We start from the raw sequence: 21,603 nt of genomic DNA, 5'->3' as shown, positions 1-21,603 counted from the left end.
CGTGGTAACCGAATTACGCCTTAACGTGTGCAGTAGCGTAATCAATCGCTTGTTGCACAGTAGTGATTTTTTCAGCTTGCTCGTCAGGGATTTCCATTTCGAATTCGTCTTCGAGCGCCATTACCAGTTCAACTGTGTCGAGGGAATCAGCACCCAGATCATCAACGAAAGAGGATTCAGTTTTGATGTCAGCTTCAGCGACGCCCAGTTGTTCAGCGACGATTTTCTTAACGCGTTGTTCGATATCGGACATGTGTATCTCCAGTGAAAAAATCAAAAATAAGGGCTTACAGAAAGTGCGCGCATTTTAGCAGGTTTGTACGCAAAAAAAGCAAGTCCGAGGTTTTTAGCAATAACTCCTGCTATTTTCGCAGAAATTAACCTTAACTATCTTCAAATAAATTATGCCAGATACATCCCGCCATTCACATGGATGGTCGTACCGGTGATATAACCTGCATCTGGCGATGCCAAAAAGACGGTTGCGGCGGCAATATCTTCCGGGCGTCCCAGTTTAGCCATCGGAATCTGAGACAGGATTGCTGCTTTTTGTTCATCCGTTAAAGCCTTTGTCATATCGGTATCGATAAAACCCGGCGCAATACAATTGACAGTAATGTTACGGCTGCCGATTTCGCGAGCCAGTGCTCGGCTCATACCTGCCACACCCGCCTTAGCTGCAGCGTAATTCATTTGCCCGGGATTGCCGGACGAGCCGACTACCGAGGTGATATTAATGATGCGGCCATGTTTTGCCTTCATCATGCCGCGCAATACTGCACGGGACAAACGTGCCACGGAATTCAGATTCGTAGTGATAACATTATCCCAATCTTCTTCCTTCATGCGCATCGCTAACTGATCCTGAGTAATACCGGCATTATTCACAAGGATCGACAGACTGCCATATTCCTTCTGAATTTCATCCACCAGCGACGTACAGCGCTCAACATCATTCACATTGAACGCAACGCCCTTGCCCGCACCAGGAGCAACATCTGCAAGATAAGCAGAAATCGCCTCGGCGCCGGACTCTGTCGTTGCGGTGCCAATCACCTTCGCTCCGGCACGCGCCAATGCAATAGCAATCGCCCTACCAATGCCACGCGACGCACCGGTCACCAGGGCAACTTGATTTTCTAATTGTTGTGTCATTTTAAAGATTCCAATACTTTTTCCAGTGTTACGTGATCGTACACTGCATCACCAATCAGTTCGGCATTAATACGCTTGGTCAGACCAGCCAGCACCTTACCGGGACCGCATTCTATGACATTGCGGATACCACTTGCATGAATTGCCTGAATTGTTTCCACCCAACGAACAGGGCTGGCGGCCTGGCGAACCAGAGCATCTTTAATCAGCGCGGGATCTGTCACGATCGCCACATCAACGTTGTTAATGACAGGAATTGCCGGCGCTGAAAAGGTGATTCCAGCCATATATTCACGCAGCTTGTCCGATGCCGGTTTCAGTAACGATGAGTGAAATGGTGCTGAGACTGGCAATGCCAGCGCGCGCTTGGCACCTTTTGCCTTTGCAATTTCACAGGCGCGCTCAACAGCAGCCTTGCTACCAGCAATCACCACCTGCGCCGGTGCATTAAAATTAACCGCTTCGACAATTTCACCCAGAGCCGCCTCATTACAGGCGGCAATCACATCCTCGTCGCTCAGACCAAGAATTGCCGCCATGCCACCCTGACCAACAGGCACCGCATCCTGCATCGCCTGTGCACGGAAACGTACCAGAGGCACTGCATCTTTAAATGCAATTACCCCAGCTGCCACTAATGCCGAATATTCGCCAAGGCTATGGCCCGCAACTAATTTAGGTACAGCACCGCCAGCAGCGATCCAGGCGCGGTAGCAGGCAACCGCAGCAGTCAACATTACCGGCTGTGTATTGGTCGTTAAATCGAGCGCTTCTTTCGGGCCTTCGGAAATCAGTTTTCCCAGATCAGACTGCAAGGCGTCAGATGCTTCAGCGATCGTTTGCTGGACTACAGGATTGTCAGCAAAGCCATTCAGCATACCGATCGCTTGTGAACCCTGTCCGGGAAATACAAATGCAAATTGGGTCATATGATCTATGTCTCTCTTTGGTTATGTTGATTACTACATCTGAACAATAGCGGCACCCCAGGTAAAGCCGCCACCAACACCTTCTAATAATACTTTGTGGCCAGGTCTGACCCTGCCGTCACGCACCGCCAGATCCAGCGCCAGAGGAATGGATGCTGCCGAAGTATTGCCGTGCTGATCCACCGTCACCACCAATTTTTCCAGAGGCAAATGCATTTTCTTTGCTGTGCTGTGCATGATGCGCAGATTGGCCTGATGCGGAATCATCCAGTCGATATCGGCTGCCGCCAGCCCGGCCTGCGCCAGAGCTTCATTTGCCACTTTTTCTAAAACAGATACTGCCAGTTTAAAAACAGCCTGACCATCCATCTGCAAATACGCACTGCCGGCAATCGCACCATCCTGCACTGTGCCAGGGACAGATAAAATATCAGCATATCCGCCATCCGCATGCAGCTTGGTCGCCAATACACCGGGCGTTTCTGAGGCGCTCATCACCACAGCTCCTGCGCCATCACCAAACAACACGCAAGTAGTACGGTCGTCAAAATTCAGAATCCGGGAAAACACTTCAGCACCGATGACCAGTACATTTTTATGTGTACCGGATTTAATCATACTGTCAGCAACAGACATTCCGTACATAAAACCGCTGCAGACAGCTTGTATATCCATCGCCGGCGCACCATTGGTCAGCCCCAGTTTATTCTGGACCACACAGGCTGTACTGGGAAATCCGCCGATAAAATCAGGAGTCGAGGTCGCCAGAATAATCAGGTCGATGTCGTTAGGCGACAACTTCGCCGCTTCCAGCGCCTTTTCCGCAGCCTTCACGCCCAGATCACTGGATTTCACGCCGTCTTCAGCGTAATGACGGAAAGAGATACCGCTACGGGAAACAATCCATTCATCAGAAGTTTCTATTCCCTTTTTGGCCAGCTGGTCAGCCAACTCCTGGTTACTGACTTTTCTTGACGGCAGATAGCTGCCGGTACCTATGATTTTGCTGAAAATTGTCATGCGATTATTTTGCCATCAGGTCATTATTATCTTCGGACGAAGCCAGGTCTGCCACTGGCATGAGTTTCGCCATCGAAGTAGAAATACGAGTCAGGACATCATTTTTTGCCGCATCAAATGCGCGCTGTATCGCCCACTCGTAGCTATATTTATCTGCACTGCCGTGGCTTTTAAAAACCAGGCCGCGCAGACCAAGTAAACACCCGCCATTGTAATTGGACGGATTCATCGTCTTTGAAATTGACTTTAAAGCCCCCCGCGCAATCAAGGCTCCCAGCATATTCAATGGATTGCTCTTGAAAGAGTCAGTCAATGTCGTCTTCACGAAACGCCCAAGTCCCTCCGCGGCTTTCAAGGTCACATTTCCGACGAAACCGTCGCACACCACGATGTCGGTAGTGCCTTTGAATATGTCATTCCCCTCAACGTTGCCATAAAAATTCAGTAGGCCACGCTCGTGATCTGCACGCAGCAACTGCGCCGTTTTTTTTACGACATCGTTCCCTTTAATATCTTCTTCACCGACATTCAGCAGACCAATACTCGGCCTTTCTTTGCCTTCCAGCGCTGATACCAGTGCCGACCCCATAATCGCGAACTGATGCAGGTGCAAAGGTTCGCAATCAACGTTAGCACCGAGATCCAGCATATAAGTCGGCAGGTTTTTCTGATTCGGCAACATGCCACTGATCGCCGGGCGATCGACGCTCTGCATGGTTTTCAGGACATAACGCGACACCGCCATCAAAGCGCCGGTATTACCGGCCGAAACACAGGCTTGCGCATACCCTTCTTTGACCTGGGTAACCGCAACACGCATAGAAGAATCTTTTTTACGGCGCAGTGCGATCTCAATGGGGTCATCCATCTCCACCACTTCAGTAGCGTGGATTATTTTGATGCGTGGATGATGTTCAGCGTGATGTTTTTTTAACTCTGCATGGATTACGGATTCAAGCCCGACCAGCAGAAATTCAACATCAGGTTCTCGATGTGCAAAAGCAACCGCCGCCGCGACTGTAACTGACGGGCCGTGATCGCCACCCATACAGTCTATGGAAATTTTTATTGTCATGTAGTGTTACTAAACTTCGATCCGAAAAGACTAGTGTACCAAACGGAGAGATATTTTCTGCCAATTCCATTTCCACTCAGAAATAAAAAAGGAAAAAACAGAGAAAATCAGCCGGAATCCGGAATCGTGTTTATAAAATCAGGGCGCAGACAGATCTGAACGCCGGAATTGAGGAAAAACAGGCATAAAAAAAGCGGCGCCAAGTACAAGACTCGTCACGCCGCTTCCTTTAACAAGAACAGAGATTACTCGTCGTTCTTAGTTTTCAATACTTTACGACCACGGTAAAAGCCGTTAGGGCTGATGTGGTGACGCAGATGGGTCTCACCTGTTGTTGGCTCGATACCTAACTGTGGTGCAGTCAGAAAATCGTGGGAACGGTGCATGCCACGCTTGGATGGGGACTTTTTGTTTTGCTGAACTGCCATGATAACTCCTAATACTTCAAAAAATGTTTCTAAAAATTGACACACCTGGCTAAAGAATGCGCACATAGTAATGCGAACATCGCCAACCAAGAATCCCTAACAATACTTCGACCTGAGTGTTTTTTCAGAATAATGCCACTAGGTACGCCCATTAATTTTCTTCAGCACGGCAAAAGGCGATTCTTTTTTGCCGACTTCCGCTTCCATCGCTGCAGTAGTATTTGCTGAAGCCATCGATACATCCGGGCATACTGCATGTTTGGGCGATTGGGGTATTGCCAGCAGCGCTTCGTCCTCTATCAAATCATTGACATCAAACGTTTTGCTGCCTACTACAACATCGACCTCGTCATCATCAAGCAATGCGTCAATTTCATCAGCATTTTCTTCGTTTTTGGCGAGTATCAATACAGATTCAGAGTCAATTTCATATGCAAATGGCGTCAGACAGCGCTGGCACATCAGATTCACGCTACCAGTTACACTCAACACCAGCCGTGGATGACCCAGTGCGTCTTTACCACCAGACAAGGACCAGTTCAACACACCATCGGTGTTTGTACATTCGTCTGAAAGCCGGGGTAAATCTGCGACCAGAATGCTTCCCGAACGTTGCTCTTCGAGCCGACAATACGCGAAAGCGTCAATCACAAAAGCTTGCATAGGATTATTTGAACCCAGAAAACCTGCGATAATAACAGCACTCTGCCTTGTTAGTCAAAGGCTTACGGGCATTTTTATATCAAAACGACTGACGCCGGCGATTAATATTGCAGAAAACCGCTGAATTTCCTGAATATACCCAGGCCCCGGCCTGACTCACGACCCTAATCTCAAGCTGACCCGATGAACCCACGCCTGATTCTTGCCTCCAGCTCGGCCTATCGCCGCGAATTATTATCACGGCTTCAACTCCCCTTCGATACCATGGTGCCGGATATTGATGAAACCGCGCTCCATAGCGAAACACCGGACGCCACCGCCCTACGGCTGGCGCAACAAAAAGCTGAAGCCATCGCCGGACAGTTAGCATCATCTGCTTCAAATTCCGCAGAAAATGCACTCATTATAGGTTCCGACCAGGTTGCGACACTCAATGGCATCCACATCGGCAAGCCCGGCGATCATGCCAGCGCATTAAAGCAATTGCAACTCATGCGCGGCAAAGAAGTCGTTTTTCATACCGCATTATGCCTGCTGGATACCCGCTCCGGCGCGCAGCCAGCGGTGCAATTGCGCGACGTGCAAACGGTCGTGCGCTTCCGCGACTTACCGGACGCTGAACTCGATGCCTATCTGCGCATAGAGCAGCCCTACGATTGCGCGGGCAGCGCGAAAAACGAAGCGCTCGGCATCAGCATCTTAGCGTCGATACAAAGCGATGACCCGACCGCATTAACCGGATTACCATTGATTGCGCTGACCGACATGCTTCGCAACGCTGGCGTTCAGTTTTATCGCTAATGAATCGCTGACCACTCAGAAAAATGTTCAGTTTTTAGCAAAATTGGGGGAGTATCTGCCTTTTTCGCCTTATCGTCAGCGTAAATCAATGGCTTAAAAATATACTCCCCCCAGTATTTATAAGCACAAATATGACGTCAGTAAGCATATTTCAGTAAAGTACGACGACGGCAGAACACTACAAACAAGAACCATATCGTCGCTGCGACAGTTTTGTGTCGGCATAAAAAATCATATCAATTTATTTTAGCTTTATTTCTTAGCTCTATTAAAAGACTTCCCCATGACAGGCACACTATTCCTCATCCCCAACACGCTGGGCTACAACGAAGGTCAGCAAGACGGCTTGCTGGCGAAAATCATTCCCGATACCGTGCAAGCGATGTCTGCACAACTCGGTCATTTCGTTGCGGAGAATGCCAAGACCACCCGCGCCTATCTGAAATTTCTCGGTCAACATCACCCCTTAAAGCTGGCGATGCAGGATATTCAGATCAGCGAACTCAACGTCAACACCCCGGCGCAGGCGCTCGAAGGCCTGCTGCAACCGCTGCTGCAAGGACATGATGTCGGTCTGATTTCTGAGGCAGGCGTTCCCGCCGTCGCTGATCCCGGTGCCAATCTGGTACGGCTGGCGCACCAGCGCAACATTACCGTCAGACCGCTGGTCGGGCCGTCATCCCTGCTGCTGGCCCTGATGGGCAGCGGCCTGAATGGTCAGAGCTTCGCCTTTCACGGCTACCTGCCCACCGATGCCGCGTTACGCGCAAAACGCATCAAAGAACTGGAAGACCGTTCGCGCAAAGAAAAGCAAACGCAATTGCTGATAGAAACACCTTATCGCAACGCTGCCATGCTAGAAGCACTGGCAAACCAGTGTCAGGCACAGAGCCTGATTTGCGTTGCCACCGATCTGACCTTGCCAAGCGAATCAATACAAACGCGCACCGCGGCAGAATGGAAAAAGCGCATCGCCGCCGGTCAAGCCCCTGATTTCCACAAAAAACCGACGGTATTTCTGTTCCTTGCCAGTTAATTGCGAACGACCGGTCTATTTTTTGAATTTACGCTAAGATAAGACTTTCTCAAGGAGACGCCCATGTTGAATTTCGATTTCTACAATCCGACTCACATCCTGTTCGGCAAAGGCCGCATCGCCGACATCCATCAAGCCATTCCGGCAGATGCCAAAGTACTGCTGCTGTACGGTGGCGGCAGCATCAAGCAAAACGGCGTTTTTGACCAGGTCATCGCCGCGCTCGGCGACCGCAGCGTCACCGAATTTGCTGGCATAGAACCTAACCCAAGTTATGAAACGCTGATGAAAGCGGTCGATGTTATCAAGCAAGGCAACATTGATTTCCTGCTAGCGGTCGGCGGCGGCTCGGTCATTGACGGCACTAAATTCATCGCGGCCGCAGCGCTGTTTGAAGGCGGCGACCCGTGGACGATTATGGAAAAACATGGTCGCAACGTGACGAAAGCCCTGCCCTTCGGCAGCATCCTGACCTTGCCAGCAACAGGCTCAGAAATGAATGATGGCGGCGTCGTCACCCGTCAATCGATCAAAGCCAAACTCGCGTTCAGCAGCCGCCATTGCTTCCCTAAATTTTCGGTTCTCGACCCGACCACTACCTACACCCTGCCACCGCGCCAGATCGGCAACGGTGCTGTTGATGCGTTCGTGCATGTGATGGAACAGTATCTGACCTATCCGGTCAATTCACCGGTACAAGATCGTTTCGCCGAAGGCCTGCTCAAAACTCTGATCGAAGAAGGCCCGAAAGCCCTCGCCAATCCAGAAGATTACGACGTGCGTGCGAATCTGATGTGGTGTGCCACGATGGCCTTAAATGGCCTGATTTCTACCGGCGTGCCGCAAGACTGGGCGACCCACATGATAGGCCACGAACTGACTGCCCTGCATGGCATCGATCACGCCCAGACACTCGCCATCGTCTTGCCTAGCATGCTGCGCGTACGTAAAGAAGCCAAACGCGCGAAGCTGCTGCAATTCGCCGAACGCATCTGGGATATCCGCGAAGGTAGCGAAGACAGTCGCATCGACACCGCCATCAGCCGCATGCAGGATTACTTTGAGCAAATGGGCGTCAAAACCCGCCTCAGCGATTACCAGCTCGGCGCAGACGATATCCCCCCTGTCATCGCCGCACTGGAATCTCACCGCATGCTGACCATCGGTGAAAAACGCGACGTCACGCTGGACGTCAGCCGTCAGGTGTTGGAATTGAGTTTGTAAGCAACTCAAAAAAAGGGCGACTTTCGAAGTCGCCCTTTTGGGTCTCAGGTTACGCGTCGCGTCTCTGTTACTAAATGAGTAAAGATGAGTCTGGCAGCATCTAAACATAACCCGCTAGCAATTTGTTTCAAGCTTTCGGTATTTTTCTATCCTCGTCATAGCCTAATAGGCCTAATAGCCTTCCCGTCGCTTGCGACAACTTTTTATCAACATTCTCGACATCTGACAGAAAGTCACGAAAATTTTTTACTGAAAACTCTTCCAGTGCGTGCGAAGGATTTTTAGGGTGAGCTTTCGTCTTCGATCGTAAAACCGGAATAATATCGGTACTGTCTTTAGGCTGACCGAGAACAAACCAGTGAGAATGAACAAATTTATTTCTATCGCTCTCAATATCTCCAATTCGTTTAATTTCTGAATTGGCATGTTCCATTTCAAGCTCAAGTGCCACCTTTGTCTTTTGCAATTCACAACACTTTTTATACTCTGGTCTTGAGGGGAGATAACTTATCTGCATCTCCAGCAATCGCCGTTTGGTACGAAAAGGGGCTTCAGCAATCGCTATTCTCAGAAGCTCGACCACTTCACCGCGGGGTTTTGAACTGGCGGCGGCCAATTGAAGAAGCCTATGTTCAATTGTTTGTTCCAACCCTTGAAAAGTCCGAATAGATCTACCGAGAAGCAAATCAAACTCATCAATCAATTCAGATTGATGACCGTGTTTACGAGCACCTTCGTCAGCATTAGAAGTCATAAATGTTTGTTTTAGATTCAGCAAAAATAAATTTCAACGCGAAACAGTAAAAATTACCCACACACATTGAATCCCGCACTAAATTTCGCTAATGAACACACTCTAAACCCATAAACCCAAAAAGTACTAATAAATCATCACTCCGATGAAAGCTCAAATTCCTTTTTTACCAAAGATTTGAGCAACTTATTTCCCCGCCTTCTGAATATGGCAGTGCATCGTCAGGAAACGGATTGCACCGGTCAGGTAGGTGTCCCAGTCGTCGAGCAGGTATTGATTGGCTTCTTCGATGAAATTATCCCAGTCTTCCAGCAAGCCTTCCTGTTTTTCGTGCGGCGCGGATTCTTTGATCCAGGCGGTCGCCAGCGCATGATTAAAGCCTTCGTTGCGGAATTGTTTGATGATGGTTTTTGCAGCCTTTTCGGTCAGCGTGGTTTTCGGCGGCACACCGGCTGAGATACATAAAAACAGGGTCATCAGCGAATCGACGTCGGTCTTGCCTTTGGTCAGACGCGTCCATTCTTTCGATACCAGCGCATCGTATTCCGAGGTATCTTCGATTTCATGATCGCCGAGGTAATAACGTTCTTTGAGCGCAAACACCAGTTGTGCCAGTGGCGTTGCTTTGTTTTGCAGCATGGGCAGATCGTGTTGTTTGATTTCATCAATGACACGTTCCGCCACCGGCAACAATTCAGACGGCACATCCGATAAATCGGCCGATGCCAGCGCTTTATTGCGTTTCGCCGGTGTCATCCCACGTATTGATTCCAGCAAGGTCGCAAACTGAATCTGATTCTCGATCGTGGCATCAGGGCCGCCAAACATGCGTGCCAGCAAGGCGGTGCGAACCACGCCCACGGCTTCCACATCTTCCTCCTGCAGATAAGCCGGCGTCAGCCCCAGCCATTCGCCAAACCAGTATCCAGCCTGAATTTCCAGCGCGTTGAGCTGGCGGTGTTCGAGCGCATTTCTGTATTCCTGCGGTTTTTCTTTGAGCGACCAGGCATCGAGAAAATCTTCGACCTTGCCTTTGGTTTCGCGGCCAAGCAAAGCATATTCCGGCATTGCAAACAAGGCTTTCAACAAGCCGGAGCCGCCGCGTGACAGGCTCAGAAAAGTATTATCACGGATCAGTCTGGCGGCCAGCTCCAGGTCACCTTTGGATGTTTCGATCAGATACAGGCTCGCCAGGTTGACGATGCGCTTGCGTGCCAGTTCGATTTCGGGGCGCAGATATTTACTGCCAAACGCTTCTGCAATCTGCACCATGCCTTTCGGCGCTTCGGCTTCGATCGCAGCAATCTTACTGCTGGCGATGATGGCTTTTTGTACGCCATAGCGCAATGCTGACTCAAAAAATGGCCGGTTATCAATCAGGGCAATATCGTAAACAGAGGCTGTCATCGTATCTTCACTCGCTTTTTACTCGCTGCTGACGCACATTGGCGCAAGCAACTTACCGGAATTAGGGAAACTAACAAAAAATGCAGAACACGATCACCGCGCTCTGCATTGATTCAGGATGCCGACAACAAATTACAGCGCGGATTCTTCGTCATCCTTGTCGTCACCGTCATCATTATTTTTAGGACGTTCATCTTCTTCTGCCTCGCCCTCGCCGCCTTCGAGCTCATCGCTTTGCTGGCTTGCCAGATACGCTTTATAGCGGGCGCGCAGCTTCATCAGCACTTCACGGAAAATTTCCGGTAACTCGTAACGCAGCAGATAGGTGACCTGCATCCAGTCATGATCTTCCAGATTTGCCATATCAAGCGGCGACGCCAGACTTTCAGTATCCCGGTCCAGATTCATCAGATCGTCTTCCTGCGCCTGCGTTTTAGCGCCATCACCGTATTCGTATAAATCGAATGTCGCGTATTTATAAAAATGCTCGACCATCGGTGCACGATCCATCAGGTAGTCAGCCAGCGCATCGTAGCCGCCGTCAACTTCGGCGATTTCGTACAAAAATTCTGCAGGATCAGCACCTTCGCGGAAAATAACGGAGTTGATCATGCCGCGTAATTGTTCATGTGTCTGATCGCCATAACGGCGTTCCAGCACGACCGCTTGCGCGAATTGTTCCGGCGTCACCAGCAAATTTACCAGCGACTCTTTGGACGCATCGTATTCGCGGATAATCGCCAGCAAATCTTTGGCCGGAAAATCATCCAGCGCGGCGACCAGCGCTTTGTCACCCTCGGTTTCTGCAATGTTAGCCAGTGCGAATTCGGCACCGGCGATATCGCCCGCCATGATCAGGTTTTGCGCTTCAATTAATGCAGGTAAGCTCATGTTTTATCCTTAGTCTTTGCGGTCGAAACCTTGCTCAGCCAGCCAGTCTGCGCCTGCTTCGTCAAGATCGTAATCGTCACCATCATCGCCATCGTCGCGGCCGTGGCGACCGTAGTTACCATCGAGGTCGCCGTTTTCTTTCAATTCTTCATCGGCGTCGTTGATTTCTTTGTCTTCGTCGTCGGCTTCCAGCGTATTCGTGGCGCTGTGTTTGCGTGTTTGCTGGCCGCGATTCAGATATTCAAGTGCTGCCGCAATCACCAGAAACTTTTCACCTCCCGCTTCTTGCAACACAATTTTGCTCAGCGGTTCTGCCCATGGTTCGAGCTTGACGGCAGCGGATAAACTTTTCCACGTTGGCAGCTTGGCTTCTTCCTTCGTTATCAGGCTTTCCAGCGCCAGCGGATTCATGAATATAAATCCCATGTGGAAGGCCGATGCCAGCATTTCCGGATTTGATTCCATCATCGGCAACAACAAAGGCAGCTGTTCGCCTTTTTCACGCAACCGCGCCTTCAGGACATTTTTGCCTTCGGAATCTGATTTCAGATCTTCGATTTCAGCGTTATATACCGCCATCAGATCTTCAAAAAAACGGGACAATTTCACTTCAATACTCCTGATAAATAATGCTTCCAGATGTCAGTCGCCGTTTCCAGCGGCGAATCGAGCAAGTTACGGCGACGATTTTCATCGTAAGCGGCACGCGCCGCATCGTCAGACAAAATGTCGTAGGCTTCTTTGACCGCATGAAATTTTTCCGGTGCCAGTTCCGACGTATTCCGATCAGGATGGAACTCTGCCGCTTTCTGGCGGAAGGCTTTTTTCACATCCGACAATGACGCATTCGGCGCAACACCGAGAATGACGTAATAATCTTTCATCTGCTTTTCGCTTCCATTTCTCATTCACACTCGCAGAACCATAGCAGCTATTGGCATCAGGCGACACAATTCAGGCAATATGAGCGCTGCATGTGCAGCAGGCGCAACCTGCGTGAACAGCGGCTCTGCAAAAACATCGCGCTGAGCGCCAAAAATGAGATGATTTTGGGGAGTATGCAGCAAAAACAAGCATTTCCCCTATATTAATCAAGGGTGTTTACATATACCCTGGGGAGTATATGTAAACTGACAGATTGCGTTCTGCACAGTATTGATGCCGAGCAGAATCAACTGTCACCGACAACAAGTCAGTCGCCGGGATTAATGGTGGTGACCGTGTTCGCCGTGGACGTGACCGTGGACGATTTCTTCGTCAGTCGCTTCACGGATATCGAGCACTTCGGTGTCGAAGCGTATCGTCATGCCTGCCAGCGGATGATTGCCATCCACAGTCACAACACCGGCATCAATCTTTGTGACGCGGAACTGCATCGTTTCTTCGGTTTCCGGATCGCGGGTTTCAAACATCATGCCGACTTCGATATCGGGTGGAAATGCGCTGATATCTTCTTCGCGCACGAATTCTTCTGAGATTTCACCAAAAGCGTCTTCCGGTGCCAGTACCACGGACACTTTCTCACCGACTTTCTTACCTTCCAGCGCGGCTTCAACTGCAGGCAGAATATTATCGTAATCACCGTGCAGATAAACAATAGGGTCACGGTTCTGATCAATGATGTCACCGTTCGTATTGAACATCGTGTAATTCAGGCTGACAACGGAGTTGGCTTTAATTTGCATGGCGTATATCGTGTAAGTGTGGGTAAATTTGAACAAGGGCGGCGCTCAGAGCGTGCTGCACAGATAGCATCGAAAGCGCGGATTTAAAGACATGCAAAGAAAATACTACGCTCTTTTGCAATCAAAATCAGCATCCCCGACCCGGAACAGGGGCTGTATTGTAGCAGAGACGGCTTTTCTGACTGAAATAGCGCTGGACTTAGTGTATGCAAATACGCTGCGATAGCAGAAGCAACGAAATCCGGATGCGGTCTCAACAAAAAAACAAAAAGAAACAGCAAGAAAAGTACAAACAGGGTATATTCCGCGCCTTTCATTTCACCCGCATCCGGAACCGCTATGCTCATCATCACGATCAAACAAGGCAAAGAAAAAGCATTGCTGGAGGGGCAACCCTGGATTTATCTTTCAGCAATTGAACGCATCGACGGTAAATTTGGCGAGCGAATTAAATCCGGTGCAACCGCGCTGGTCCGTTCGTCTTCCGGCCAATTTCTGGCACGTGCCGGATGGAGCCCTAAATCGCAGATTCGCGCCCGGATCTGGACGCTCGATGAAAAAGAAGCGGTGGATCACGCCATGATCAAACGCCGGGTTCAGGCAGCGTTAGCGAAATCGCGCACAATCAAAAACAAAGCGGGCAGCGCAAAACGATTGATTAATGCGGAAGCCGATCAGTTGCCGGGCTTACTGGTCGATTTTTACGGCGACAAGCCTGGCTATCTGGTCTGCCAGTTTCAGGCAGCATGTGTTGATGCCTGGAAAGTCACGATCGTCAAAACACTGATTGCTGAAACTGGTTGCCCGAATGTGTATGAATATGCCGACGAACTGGTACGCAAAGGCGAAGGTCTGGCATGGAATTCCAGCGCTCTCGCCGGAGAAGCACCGCCCGGAGAATACGGCTTTGACTGAGGCTGCATCGGCGATGCGGTCGTAGTTACTGAATGACGACTCGAAAAAAACCACGATTGCGTTCATTCGCTATCGTGGTTTTTTTCTTGACTTGCATCGTCTGCGCAGACAAACGGCAGAGACGGCTGATTTAAACGCCGATCTTCGCCAGCATCGAACCAAGTTCACGCAACACGGGTTCCAGCTTAGGATGCTCCGCAGCGAATTTCGCCGACAACGCCAGAGAACGCTCGCTGAGTGTATCAAACACAGAAACATCATGCTGCTGTTCGGAACTCAGCACCTGATGGATGTCCTGATTTAAGTTTTCCAGCAGCGCCTTTAACTCATCATCGACTTTTTCTGTTCCTGCCAGTTGTTGATGTGCTTGTGCCAGCAACTGTTTCAGATTTTCATGTTTCATTTTTATTTTCCTTTTTTATTCCAACTGTTTTCCGCTTCAGCTGAACAGCTTACTGACTATCCGTGCGAAACACCAGTACCACCGCTTCTGCGGCGATACCTTCTTCACGCCCGAGGTAACCCAGTTTTTCATTCGTTTTGGCTTTGATGTTGACCTGACTGATATCAACCTGCAAGTCATCCGCGATATTTTTCACCATGGCAGCAATGTGCGGAGCCATCTTTGGAGCCTGCGCAATGATGGTCGCATCCAGATTGCCGATCACATAACCTGTCGCATGTAAACGCAGTACTGCCTCGCGCAATAACACACGCGAATCGGCGCCTTTAAAACGCAGATCGGTATCGGGAAAATGTCGCCCTATATCTCCCAGCGCCACCGAGCCGAAAATCGCATCGGTAATCGCATGCAGCAACACGTCTGCATCGGAATGACCAAGCAAGCCCTTTGTATGCGGAATATCCACACCGCCGATGATCAGCCGCCGTTCAGACACCAGCGCATGACAGTCATAACCTTGCCCTATGCGGAAAGGAAGCATCTTATTTTTCATCAAACAACCTCAATTTATCTGTTTTATCTGTTCTGCCTGTTATTACTTATTTCTCTGCATATACTGGGTCGCCATCAGAAGATCCGAGGGTAAGGTTACCTTCATATTGCAGGCATGGCCCTCAACCAGCAACGGTGCATACCCCATCAGTTCCAGCGCACTCGATTCATCTGTTACCTGCTCAGCCTGATCGAGTGCATCGCACAGCATTGCATAACGAAACATCTGCGGCGTCTGCGCCAACCACAGACCATCTCGAGAAATGGTTGCTACTTTGCCATCGATAACACGTTTGACCGTATCCACGACTGGCAGAGCAAGTAAACCGCCGACCGGATGTGATCCAACCTGATCGATTAATTTCTGCAATAGGGCGGGTGTCAATCCCGGTCGTGCAGCATCATGCACTAGCACCCAGTCATGTGCATCGAGTTGATCCGCCAGATAGGCAAGACCATTGCGCACACTGTCTCGTCGGGTCGCTCCACCACAGCGCAACACAGTCAGCTGATCGGCCTTTTGCAAAAAATTATCAACAAATGCATCGTCTTCACTGACGACCACATAAGTGTGACTGATGCCCGGAAAATTCATCAAAGCATTCACCGCATGCTGCAGTATCGACTTGCCAGCGATCGTCAGATACTGCTTCGGAGAATTTGCCCCCATACGCGTGCCAACACCTGCAGCCGGAATCAGCGCCACATAGCGCGGCGCAGGTTGTTGCTGTTGTTTAAATTCTTCAGTCATAGAGCCGGATCGCGGGCCGCCTGATGGCAAGCAGCCCCTTCGTTTATAATTAGACGCTCATTTTAACCGCGTATCCTGTTCCGTAAGAGCGTTTTACGGTATCTTCTTGTCTAGCTGCAATGTCATTTGATTTCAGTAAATCCCTCGCCAAAGCCGGACATCGTCTGGTACTTCCGAATCTGCATGGGTCTTCAGATGCGTATGCTCTGGCGCAAGCCGCCACCGCACTGAAGTCAGAAAAACGTATGTTGACTGTGTTCGTCGCCAATCCCGGCGATGCCCAGAGGCTGCTGGACGAAATCCCGTGGTTCAACGCTGAGTTACGCTGCCATTTGCTGCCGGACTGGGAAACCCTGCCTTACGACGCTTTTTCACCGCATCAGGATCTGGTCTCTGAGCGCCTCGCCAGCCTGTATGAAATTCAGAACGGCAATTGCGATGTCTTGCTGGCGCCGGCGACCACCGCCCTGCTGCGCATGGCGCCGCCATCATTCCTCGCTGCGTACACTTTCTTTTTCAAAAAGGGTGACACGCTGGATGAAGCGAAGCTGAAATCTCAGCTGACGCTGGCAGGTTATAGCCATGTCAGCCAGGTGATGTCGCCCGGTGAGTATTCGGTGCGTGGCGGCCTGATCGATTTATTCCCTATGGGTTCCGCATTGCCGTATCGACTTGATTTATTTGGCGACACGATAGAAACCATCCGCACCTTTGATGCTGATACCCAGCGTTCGCTGTATCCGGTGCCAGAAGTGCGCCTGTTGCCAGGACGTGAATTTCCTATGGATGAGCCGGCGCGGGTAGCATTTCGCAGCCGCTGGCGCGAAACATTTGAAGGCGATCCATCCCGCTCATCGATTTACAAAGACATGGGCAATGGCATTGCGTCTGCCGGTATTGAATACTATCTGCCATTATTTTTTGAGCAAACCGCTACACTGTTCGATTATCTGCCAGAAGCACCACATTTCGCGCTGGTCGGCAATATCGACGAAACGATACAGCGTTTCTGGACCGATACACGTTCGCGTTATCAATTCTTGAAATCGGATCGTGAGCGCCCGGTGTTGGCGCCTGAATCTGTTTTTTTGCGTGATGAAGATTTTTTTGCGGCGCTGAAAACGCAGGCGCGCTGGGTCATTGCTGACACTGAAAAAAACGCTGCGGCATCTGAAGTATCGGGCTTCCTGCCGGATATCGCTGTCAATCGCCGCGCAGATGATCCGCTGACAAATTTACGTTCTTTCCTGCTACAAACGGATAAACGCGTAATGATTTGCGCGGAAACTGCCGGTCGTCGTGAGACCTTGCAGCAGTACTTCAATGAATACAATATCCAGCTCAGCCTGTGCGAGGGCTATGCTGATTTTGCGACAGCCAACGCCAAACTGATGCTGGGCGTTGCGCCCCTACATGCCGGTTTCGTTCTGGCAGAAGATCTGGCCTTCATTACCGAAGCCGAACTGTATGCAGGCAGCGGCAAACGCATAGGCCGCAAGAAACAGGAAGCCACAACACAAGTCGAGCACATGGTGCGCGATTTATCCGAGCTGAAAATCGGCGATCCTGTCGTGCACAGCAATCATGGTATCGGGCGCTACATGGGGCTGATCAGCATGGATCTGGGCGAAGGCGATACTGAATTTTTGCATCTCGAATACGCGAAAGAAACCAAGCTGTATGTACCTGTATCGCAACTGCACGTTATCTCACGCTATTCCGGCGCCTCACCGGACGATGCGCCTCTGCACACGCTGGGTTCCGGGCAATGGGAAAAAGCGAAGAAAAAGGCGGCTCAGCAAATCCGCGATACGGCGGCAGAACTGCTGAATCTGTATGCCCGCCGCGCCGCACGTCACGGTCATGCATTTGAATATTCAGCCAAGGATTACGAAGCTTTTGCAGAGAGTTTCGGTTTCGATGAAACCCCGGATCAGGCGGCAGCCATCAACGCCGTGATTGGTGATATGACTTCGGGCAAGCCTATGGATCGTCTGATCTGCGGCGACGTCGGCTTTGGTAAGACCGAAGTTGCACTGCGCGCCGCCTTTGTGGCGGTCATGGGTGGCAAACAGGTCGCGATTCTGGCACCGACCACCCTGCTCGCTGAACAGCATGCCCAGACCTTTGCAGACCGCTTTGCTAACTGGCCAGTCAAAATCGCTGAATTATCGCGCTTCCGTTCCGGCAAAGAAATCAATCAGGCAATCAAAGGGATGGGCGATGGTACGGTGGATATTGTGATCGGTACACATAAGCTATTGTCGGACGACGTAAAATTTTCCCGTCTGGGCCTGGTAATCATCGACGAAGAACACAGGTTCGGTGTGCGTCAGAAAGAAGCACTGAAATCACTGCGCTCCGAAGTCGATGTACTGACGCTGACTGCAACGCCGATTCCGCGCACGCTGGGCATGGCGCTCGAAGGTCTGCGTGATTTTTCCATCATTGCGACAGCGCCGCAAAAACGTCTGGCGATCAAAACTTTCGTTCGCAGTGAAAATGATTCCGTGATCCGCGAAGCCTGTCTGCGCGAATTGAAACGTGGCGGTCAGGTTTACTTCCTGCACAACGAGGTGGAAACGATAGAAAACCGCAAAGCCATGCTGGAAGCATTGCTGCCGGAAGCACGTGTGGTGGTGGCGCACGGTCAGATGCATGAACGTGACCTCGAAAAAGTCATGCGTGATTTCGTTGCCCAGCGTTTTAACATTCTTTTATGCACCACTATTATCGAAACCGGTATCGACGTGCCGACTGCGAACACCATCATCATGCACCGCGCCGATAAATTCGGTCTCGCGCAATTACACCAGTTGCGCGGACGTGTCGGCCGTTCACATCATCAGGCCTATGCGTATTTGCTGGTACATGATGTGCAAGGACTGACCAAACAGGCAAATCGCCGGCTGGAGGCGATTCAGCAGATGGAAGAGCTCGGCAGTGGCTTTTATCTGGCGATGCACGATCTGGAAATTCGTGGTGCCGGTGAGGTGCTTGGTGATAATCAATCCGGTGAAATGCATGAGATCGGCTTCCAGATGTATTCCGACATGCTCAATGAAGCAGTACGCGCACTGAAGAACGGCAAAGAACCAGATCTTGCCTCACCTCTCTCATCCACCACTGAAATCAATCTGCATATTCCAGCTTTGTTGCCAAACGATTTCTGCGGTGACGTTCATGAACGGCTGTCGATATACAAGCGCCTGGCGAATTGCAATAAAGCCAGTGCGATCGATGATATGCAGGAAGAGATGATCGATCGTTTCGGTAAGCTACCGGAACAGGTCAAATCCCTGCTGGAAACACACAGATTGCGGGTGGCAGCGAAACCACTGGGCATCATCAAAATCGATGCCCACAACGAAGCAGCGACTTTGCAATTTGAACCAAAGCCACCGATCGATGCGATGCGCATTATCGAGCTGGTACAAAAAAATAAACACATCCGCTTGAATGGTCAGGACAAACTGCGCATCACGGCCAGCATGCCTGACCTGGCGAGCCGGGTGGCACAAATCAAGACCACGCTTAAAGCGCTGCATTGATTTATCACACAGATTTTCTTACTTATTAATCCGTTCATGACCATCACACAATTGACCATACAAGGCGTGCGCCCCATCCATGGGCCGCATCAGGCTTTACTGCAAGAAATTATCGATCACAGCAAGGCAAAGGCATCCAGCCAGTTGAATGACTACGCGCTGCGTCTGAATGGCGTCAGCCTTGATGATGCGGCATGGGCGCAGATACAGCAGCAATGCTTCGACGCTGAGCTGGATGTAACCGCGCAAACACAAGCCCGCGCCCTTAGTGAGTTTAAATTGGTGGCGATGGATATGGATTCGACGCTGATCACTATCGAGTGCATCGATGAAATCGCGGATATGCAAGGTTTGAAACCACAGGTTGCGGAAATCACCGAAGCGGCAATGCGTGGCGAACTCGAATTTCGCGAGAGCCTGACGCGCCGGGTCGCGCTGCTCAAAGGACTCGATGCCTCCGCACTGCAACGCGTCTATGATGAACGTTTGCAACTATCTCCAGGTGCAGAAAAGATGCTCAAAGCGGTGCAACAAGCAGGATTGAAAACCCTGCTGGTGTCCGGTGGTTTCACTTTCTTTACGGACCGCATGAAGTCTCGCCTGCAGCTCGATTACACGAACGCGAATGTACTCGAAATCGAGAACGGCAAATTAACCGGTAAAGTGGTCGGCGGCATCGTTGACGCCGATGAAAAGAAAAATACCGTGGAACGCGTCTGCGCAGAGATGGGCATCACACCTGACCACGCAATTGTGATGGGCGATGGTGCGAACGATCTGAAAATGATGAAGACTTCAGGCATGTCGGTTGCATTTCGTGCCAAACCCGTTGTCCGTGCACAAGCCGATGTCGCATTAAATTTTGTCGGGCTTGATGGGGTACTGAATTTATTCTGAACATGTTTTGAACTTGTAGCTATCCGGTTTATTCCGTTCAGTCATTCCTCTTCCTCTCATTTTCCCGCCTGAGGGCTGCAGATACCGCGTTTGCAGCCCCGCAAATGTCACTGCATCGCGACTGCCAGGTCTGCATTCACCATACGCGCTTGTGTATGCGACAGCCTTCACTCGCCATGCTGAAAGATGGATTCCGTCTCTTCAATTTATTTCAAAATAAAAATAGTACGAACGTTCGATTACTTAGGTTAAAATAGTTTTGACTGTCTGCTCCGGAGTCCCTCCGGGGTTAAGATCACATAACAATTTATTTCCGCCAGGAGACATTGATGTTTGAAGAATTCATGGGCACCATGCCGGTTGCTGATCGTCAGAAATTTGATATCGGCGCACTCGCCGACTATATGCGGCAACATGTCGAAGGCTTCGATGCCTCATTAGCAGATCAACTGGTGGTTGAACAATTCAAAGGCGGTCAGTCCAATCCGACCTTCAAACTGACTGCCGGCAATCAACGATATGTGATGCGTGCGAAGCCTGGCCCTGTCGCCAAGTTGCTGCCGTCCGCCCACGCGATAGAACGCGAATTCAAGGTCATGAACGCGCTGAACAAAGCAGGCTTTCCGGCTGCCAGACAATACGCACTGTGTGCCGATGAAGACGTGATCGGCCGTGCGTTTTACATCATGGAATTTGTCGATGGCCGCGTGCTGTGGGATCAGTCTCTGCCAGGCATGACGCCAGCCCAACGGGGTGAGATTTACGATGAAATGAACCGCGTCATCGCTCAACTGCATACCATAGACTACGCTGCTATCGGTCTGGCTGATTACGGCAAGCCGGGTAATTACTTTGCGCGTCAGATTGATCGCTGGACAAAACAATACCGCGCATCGGAAACCGAGAAAATAGAAGCGATGGATAAGCTGATCGAATGGCTGCCGCACAATATTCCAGCCGGTGATGACACCAGCATCGTGCATGGTGACTATCGTCTCGATAATATGATGTTCCATCCGACTGAACCACGAATTCTGGCGATACTGGATTGGGAACTTTCGACACTCGGACATCCGCTGGCAGATTTTTCTTATCACTGCATGAGCTGGCATGTAACACCGGGACAGTTCCGTGGCATCGCCGGTCTTGATCACAAAGCACTGGGCATTCCTTCCGAGCAGGAATACATCGCAAAGTATTGCGAACGTACCGGTAAAACGATACGCCCTGAAGATTTCAACTTCTATCTTGCTTACAATCTGTTCCGCATGGCGGGTATTTTGCAAGGCATTATGAAGCGTTATGTGGACGGTACCGCATCCAGCGCACAGGCAAAAAAATCCGGCGAAGCGGCAAGACCAATGGCGGAACTGGGCTGGAGCTACGTAGAGAAACAAGCATAATAATTTTATCGTTCTTAACATTGAATAAGAACGCAAGCAGCAGGCAATTCATTTTCATCGCAA

At 50.4% G+C, this 21,603-nt stretch carries 23 protein-coding genes; 7 read left to right on the top strand and 16 right to left on the bottom strand.

What is annotated here, in order from left to right; all coding sequences use genetic code 11:
- Positions 1-13 precede the first annotated feature (13 nt).
- From acpP to ACOTSW_RS07035, 7 genes are all read right to left on the bottom strand, one after another.
- On the bottom strand, positions 14-253 hold the full coding sequence (gene acpP, locus ACOTSW_RS07065) for an acyl carrier protein (protein WP_055936274.1): 240 nt from the start codon (positions 251-253) through the stop codon (positions 14-16).
- Positions 254-402: 149 nt separating this feature from the next.
- On the bottom strand, positions 403-1,155 hold the full coding sequence (gene fabG, locus ACOTSW_RS07060) for a 3-oxoacyl-ACP reductase FabG (protein WP_423681846.1): 753 nt from the start codon (positions 1,153-1,155) through the stop codon (positions 403-405).
- Positions 1,152-2,084 carry an ACP S-malonyltransferase gene (gene fabD, locus ACOTSW_RS07055; RefSeq protein ID WP_423681845.1) on the bottom strand — a complete coding sequence of 311 codons (933 nt, stop codon included), beginning with the start codon at positions 2,082-2,084 and terminating at the stop codon, positions 1,152-1,154. The genes fabG and fabD overlap by 4 nt, the downstream gene beginning before the upstream one ends.
- 33 nt (positions 2,085-2,117) lie before the next feature.
- Entirely contained in the window at positions 2,118-3,104 is a 987-nt protein-coding gene (locus ACOTSW_RS07050) for a beta-ketoacyl-ACP synthase III (RefSeq protein WP_423681844.1), read from the bottom strand.
- Positions 3,105-3,108: 4 nt separating this feature from the next.
- Positions 3,109-4,179 carry a phosphate acyltransferase PlsX gene (gene plsX / locus ACOTSW_RS07045; RefSeq protein ID WP_423681843.1) on the bottom strand — a complete coding sequence of 357 codons (1,071 nt, stop codon included), beginning with the start codon at positions 4,177-4,179 and terminating at the stop codon, positions 3,109-3,111.
- Positions 4,180-4,424: 245 nt separating this feature from the next.
- The gene (rpmF, locus tag ACOTSW_RS07040; protein ID WP_162018712.1) at positions 4,425-4,607 is read right to left on the bottom strand and encodes a 50S ribosomal protein L32; all 183 of its coding nucleotides are present in this window, start codon (positions 4,605-4,607) and stop codon (positions 4,425-4,427) included.
- Positions 4,608-4,745: 138 nt separating this feature from the next.
- The gene (locus tag ACOTSW_RS07035; protein WP_423681842.1) at positions 4,746-5,270 is read right to left on the bottom strand and encodes a YceD family protein; all 525 of its coding nucleotides are present in this window, start codon (positions 5,268-5,270) and stop codon (positions 4,746-4,748) included.
- A gap of 183 nt (positions 5,271-5,453) precedes the next feature.
- On the opposite strand from ACOTSW_RS07035, the gene ACOTSW_RS07030 reads away from it, so the two are divergent.
- The 3 genes from ACOTSW_RS07030 to ACOTSW_RS07020 all read left to right on the top strand — a co-directional run bounded on the left by ACOTSW_RS07030 (position 5,454) and on the right by ACOTSW_RS07020 (position 8,331).
- Positions 5,454-6,071 (top strand): Maf family nucleotide pyrophosphatase, encoded by a 618-nt coding sequence (locus tag ACOTSW_RS07030; protein ID WP_423681841.1) that lies wholly within the window; start codon positions 5,454-5,456, stop codon positions 6,069-6,071.
- A gap of 283 nt (positions 6,072-6,354) precedes the next feature.
- Complete coding sequence (locus ACOTSW_RS07025; protein ID WP_423681840.1) at positions 6,355-7,107, top strand: SAM-dependent methyltransferase; 753 nt, start codon at positions 6,355-6,357, stop codon at positions 7,105-7,107.
- A gap of 63 nt (positions 7,108-7,170) precedes the next feature.
- The gene (locus ACOTSW_RS07020; RefSeq protein WP_423681838.1) at positions 7,171-8,331 is read left to right on the top strand and encodes an iron-containing alcohol dehydrogenase; all 1,161 of its coding nucleotides are present in this window, start codon (positions 7,171-7,173) and stop codon (positions 8,329-8,331) included.
- 127 nt (positions 8,332-8,458) lie between these two features.
- Here ACOTSW_RS07020 and ACOTSW_RS07015 read toward each other — a convergent pair whose 3' ends face one another.
- From ACOTSW_RS07015 to ACOTSW_RS06990, 6 genes are all read right to left on the bottom strand, one after another.
- Positions 8,459-9,085: a hypothetical protein gene (locus ACOTSW_RS07015; protein WP_423681837.1), complete on the bottom strand. Its 627-nt coding sequence runs from the start codon at positions 9,083-9,085 to the stop codon at positions 8,459-8,461.
- 186 nt (positions 9,086-9,271) lie between these two features.
- A complete protein-coding gene (locus ACOTSW_RS07010) occupies positions 9,272-10,492 on the bottom strand; it encodes a hypothetical protein (RefSeq protein ID WP_423681836.1) in 1,221 nt (406 codons plus the stop codon).
- Between the two features lie 132 nt (positions 10,493-10,624).
- On the bottom strand, positions 10,625-11,383 hold the full coding sequence (locus ACOTSW_RS07005; protein ID WP_423681835.1) for a hypothetical protein: 759 nt from the start codon (positions 11,381-11,383) through the stop codon (positions 10,625-10,627).
- Positions 11,384-11,392: 9 nt separating this feature from the next.
- The gene (locus ACOTSW_RS07000; protein WP_423681834.1) at positions 11,393-11,992 is read right to left on the bottom strand and encodes a hypothetical protein; all 600 of its coding nucleotides are present in this window, start codon (positions 11,990-11,992) and stop codon (positions 11,393-11,395) included.
- Complete coding sequence (locus ACOTSW_RS06995) at positions 11,989-12,267, bottom strand: DnaJ domain-containing protein (protein ID WP_423681832.1); 279 nt, start codon at positions 12,265-12,267, stop codon at positions 11,989-11,991. Before ACOTSW_RS06995 ends, ACOTSW_RS07000 begins: the two co-directional genes overlap by 4 nt.
- Positions 12,268-12,588: 321 nt before the next feature.
- The gene (locus tag ACOTSW_RS06990; protein WP_423681831.1) at positions 12,589-13,068 is read right to left on the bottom strand and encodes an FKBP-type peptidyl-prolyl cis-trans isomerase; all 480 of its coding nucleotides are present in this window, start codon (positions 13,066-13,068) and stop codon (positions 12,589-12,591) included.
- Positions 13,069-13,407: 339 nt separating this feature from the next.
- On the opposite strand from ACOTSW_RS06990, the gene ACOTSW_RS06985 reads away from it, so the two are divergent.
- Positions 13,408-13,983, top strand: coding sequence for an SAM-dependent methyltransferase (locus tag ACOTSW_RS06985; protein WP_423681830.1), 576 nt, complete (start codon positions 13,408-13,410; stop codon positions 13,981-13,983).
- A 130-nt stretch (positions 13,984-14,113) separates the two neighbouring features.
- Here the strand turns inward: ACOTSW_RS06985 and ACOTSW_RS06980 are convergent, their stop codons facing one another.
- The 3 genes from ACOTSW_RS06980 to ispD are packed head-to-tail and all read right to left on the bottom strand — an operon-like array spanning position 14,114 to position 15,689.
- Positions 14,114-14,386 carry a DUF4404 family protein gene (locus tag ACOTSW_RS06980; protein ID WP_423681829.1) on the bottom strand — a complete coding sequence of 91 codons (273 nt, stop codon included), beginning with the start codon at positions 14,384-14,386 and terminating at the stop codon, positions 14,114-14,116.
- Positions 14,387-14,435: 49 nt separating this feature from the next.
- Positions 14,436-14,939 carry a 2-C-methyl-D-erythritol 2,4-cyclodiphosphate synthase gene (gene ispF, locus ACOTSW_RS06975; RefSeq protein WP_423681828.1) on the bottom strand — a complete coding sequence of 168 codons (504 nt, stop codon included), beginning with the start codon at positions 14,937-14,939 and terminating at the stop codon, positions 14,436-14,438.
- Between the two features lie 42 nt (positions 14,940-14,981).
- Complete coding sequence (ispD, locus tag ACOTSW_RS06970; RefSeq protein WP_423681827.1) at positions 14,982-15,689, bottom strand: 2-C-methyl-D-erythritol 4-phosphate cytidylyltransferase; 708 nt, start codon at positions 15,687-15,689, stop codon at positions 14,982-14,984.
- 119 nt (positions 15,690-15,808) lie between these two features.
- Between ispD and mfd the strand changes: the two genes are divergently transcribed.
- From mfd to ACOTSW_RS06955, 3 genes are all read left to right on the top strand, one after another.
- A complete protein-coding gene (gene mfd / locus ACOTSW_RS06965; RefSeq protein ID WP_423681826.1) occupies positions 15,809-19,240 on the top strand; it encodes a transcription-repair coupling factor in 3,432 nt (1,143 codons plus the stop codon).
- A 36-nt stretch (positions 19,241-19,276) separates the two neighbouring features.
- Positions 19,277-20,137 carry a phosphoserine phosphatase SerB gene (serB, locus tag ACOTSW_RS06960; RefSeq protein WP_423681825.1) on the top strand — a complete coding sequence of 287 codons (861 nt, stop codon included), beginning with the start codon at positions 19,277-19,279 and terminating at the stop codon, positions 20,135-20,137.
- Between the two features lie 329 nt (positions 20,138-20,466).
- Positions 20,467-21,540, top strand: coding sequence for a phosphotransferase (locus tag ACOTSW_RS06955; RefSeq protein WP_423681824.1), 1,074 nt, complete (start codon positions 20,467-20,469; stop codon positions 21,538-21,540).
- Positions 21,541-21,603: the final 63 nt, after the last annotated feature.

This window comes from Undibacterium sp. WLHG33 (assembly GCF_049544815.1).
GTDB lineage: Bacteria > Pseudomonadota > Gammaproteobacteria > Burkholderiales > Burkholderiaceae_D > Undibacterium.
The sequence above is the reverse complement of the archived record's forward strand: the minus strand, read 5'-3'. Positions and strand labels throughout refer to the sequence as shown.

Excerpts from the sequence above, each read along its gene's own strand:
- acpP (WP_055936274.1), bottom strand. The coding sequence starts at position 253 with ATGTCCGATATCGAACAACGCGTTAAGAAAATCGTCGCTGAACAACTG.
- fabG (WP_423681846.1), bottom strand. The coding sequence starts at position 1,155 with ATGACACAACAATTAGAAAATCAAGTTGCCCTGGTGACCGGTGCGTCG.
- fabD (WP_423681845.1), bottom strand. The coding sequence starts at position 2,084 with ATGACCCAATTTGCATTTGTATTTCCCGGACAGGGTTCACAAGCGATC.
- ACOTSW_RS07050 (WP_423681844.1), bottom strand. The coding sequence starts at position 3,104 with ATGACAATTTTCAGCAAAATCATAGGTACCGGCAGCTATCTGCCGTCA.
- plsX (WP_423681843.1), bottom strand. The coding sequence starts at position 4,179 with ATGACAATAAAAATTTCCATAGACTGTATGGGTGGCGATCACGGCCCG.
- rpmF (WP_162018712.1), bottom strand. The coding sequence starts at position 4,607 with ATGGCAGTTCAGCAAAACAAAAAGTCCCCATCCAAGCGTGGCATGCAC.
- ACOTSW_RS07035 (WP_423681842.1), bottom strand. The coding sequence starts at position 5,270 with ATGCAAGCTTTTGTGATTGACGCTTTCGCGTATTGTCGGCTCGAAGAG.
- ACOTSW_RS07030 (WP_423681841.1), top strand. The coding sequence starts at position 5,454 with ATGAACCCACGCCTGATTCTTGCCTCCAGCTCGGCCTATCGCCGCGAA.
- ACOTSW_RS07025 (WP_423681840.1), top strand. The coding sequence starts at position 6,355 with ATGACAGGCACACTATTCCTCATCCCCAACACGCTGGGCTACAACGAA.
- ACOTSW_RS07020 (WP_423681838.1), top strand. The coding sequence starts at position 7,171 with ATGTTGAATTTCGATTTCTACAATCCGACTCACATCCTGTTCGGCAAA.
- ACOTSW_RS07015 (WP_423681837.1), bottom strand. The coding sequence starts at position 9,085 with ATGACTTCTAATGCTGACGAAGGTGCTCGTAAACACGGTCATCAATCT.
- ACOTSW_RS07010 (WP_423681836.1), bottom strand. The coding sequence starts at position 10,492 with ATGACAGCCTCTGTTTACGATATTGCCCTGATTGATAACCGGCCATTT.
- ACOTSW_RS07005 (WP_423681835.1), bottom strand. The coding sequence starts at position 11,383 with ATGAGCTTACCTGCATTAATTGAAGCGCAAAACCTGATCATGGCGGGC.
- ACOTSW_RS06995 (WP_423681832.1), bottom strand. The coding sequence starts at position 12,267 with ATGAAAGATTATTACGTCATTCTCGGTGTTGCGCCGAATGCGTCATTG.
- ACOTSW_RS06990 (WP_423681831.1), bottom strand. The coding sequence starts at position 13,068 with ATGCAAATTAAAGCCAACTCCGTTGTCAGCCTGAATTACACGATGTTC.
- ACOTSW_RS06985 (WP_423681830.1), top strand. The coding sequence starts at position 13,408 with ATGCTCATCATCACGATCAAACAAGGCAAAGAAAAAGCATTGCTGGAG.
- ACOTSW_RS06980 (WP_423681829.1), bottom strand. The coding sequence starts at position 14,386 with ATGAAACATGAAAATCTGAAACAGTTGCTGGCACAAGCACATCAACAA.
- ispF (WP_423681828.1), bottom strand. The coding sequence starts at position 14,939 with ATGAAAAATAAGATGCTTCCTTTCCGCATAGGGCAAGGTTATGACTGT.
- ispD (WP_423681827.1), bottom strand. The coding sequence starts at position 15,689 with ATGACTGAAGAATTTAAACAACAGCAACAACCTGCGCCGCGCTATGTG.
- mfd (WP_423681826.1), top strand. The coding sequence starts at position 15,809 with ATGTCATTTGATTTCAGTAAATCCCTCGCCAAAGCCGGACATCGTCTG.
- serB (WP_423681825.1), top strand. The coding sequence starts at position 19,277 with ATGACCATCACACAATTGACCATACAAGGCGTGCGCCCCATCCATGGG.
- ACOTSW_RS06955 (WP_423681824.1), top strand. The coding sequence starts at position 20,467 with ATGTTTGAAGAATTCATGGGCACCATGCCGGTTGCTGATCGTCAGAAA.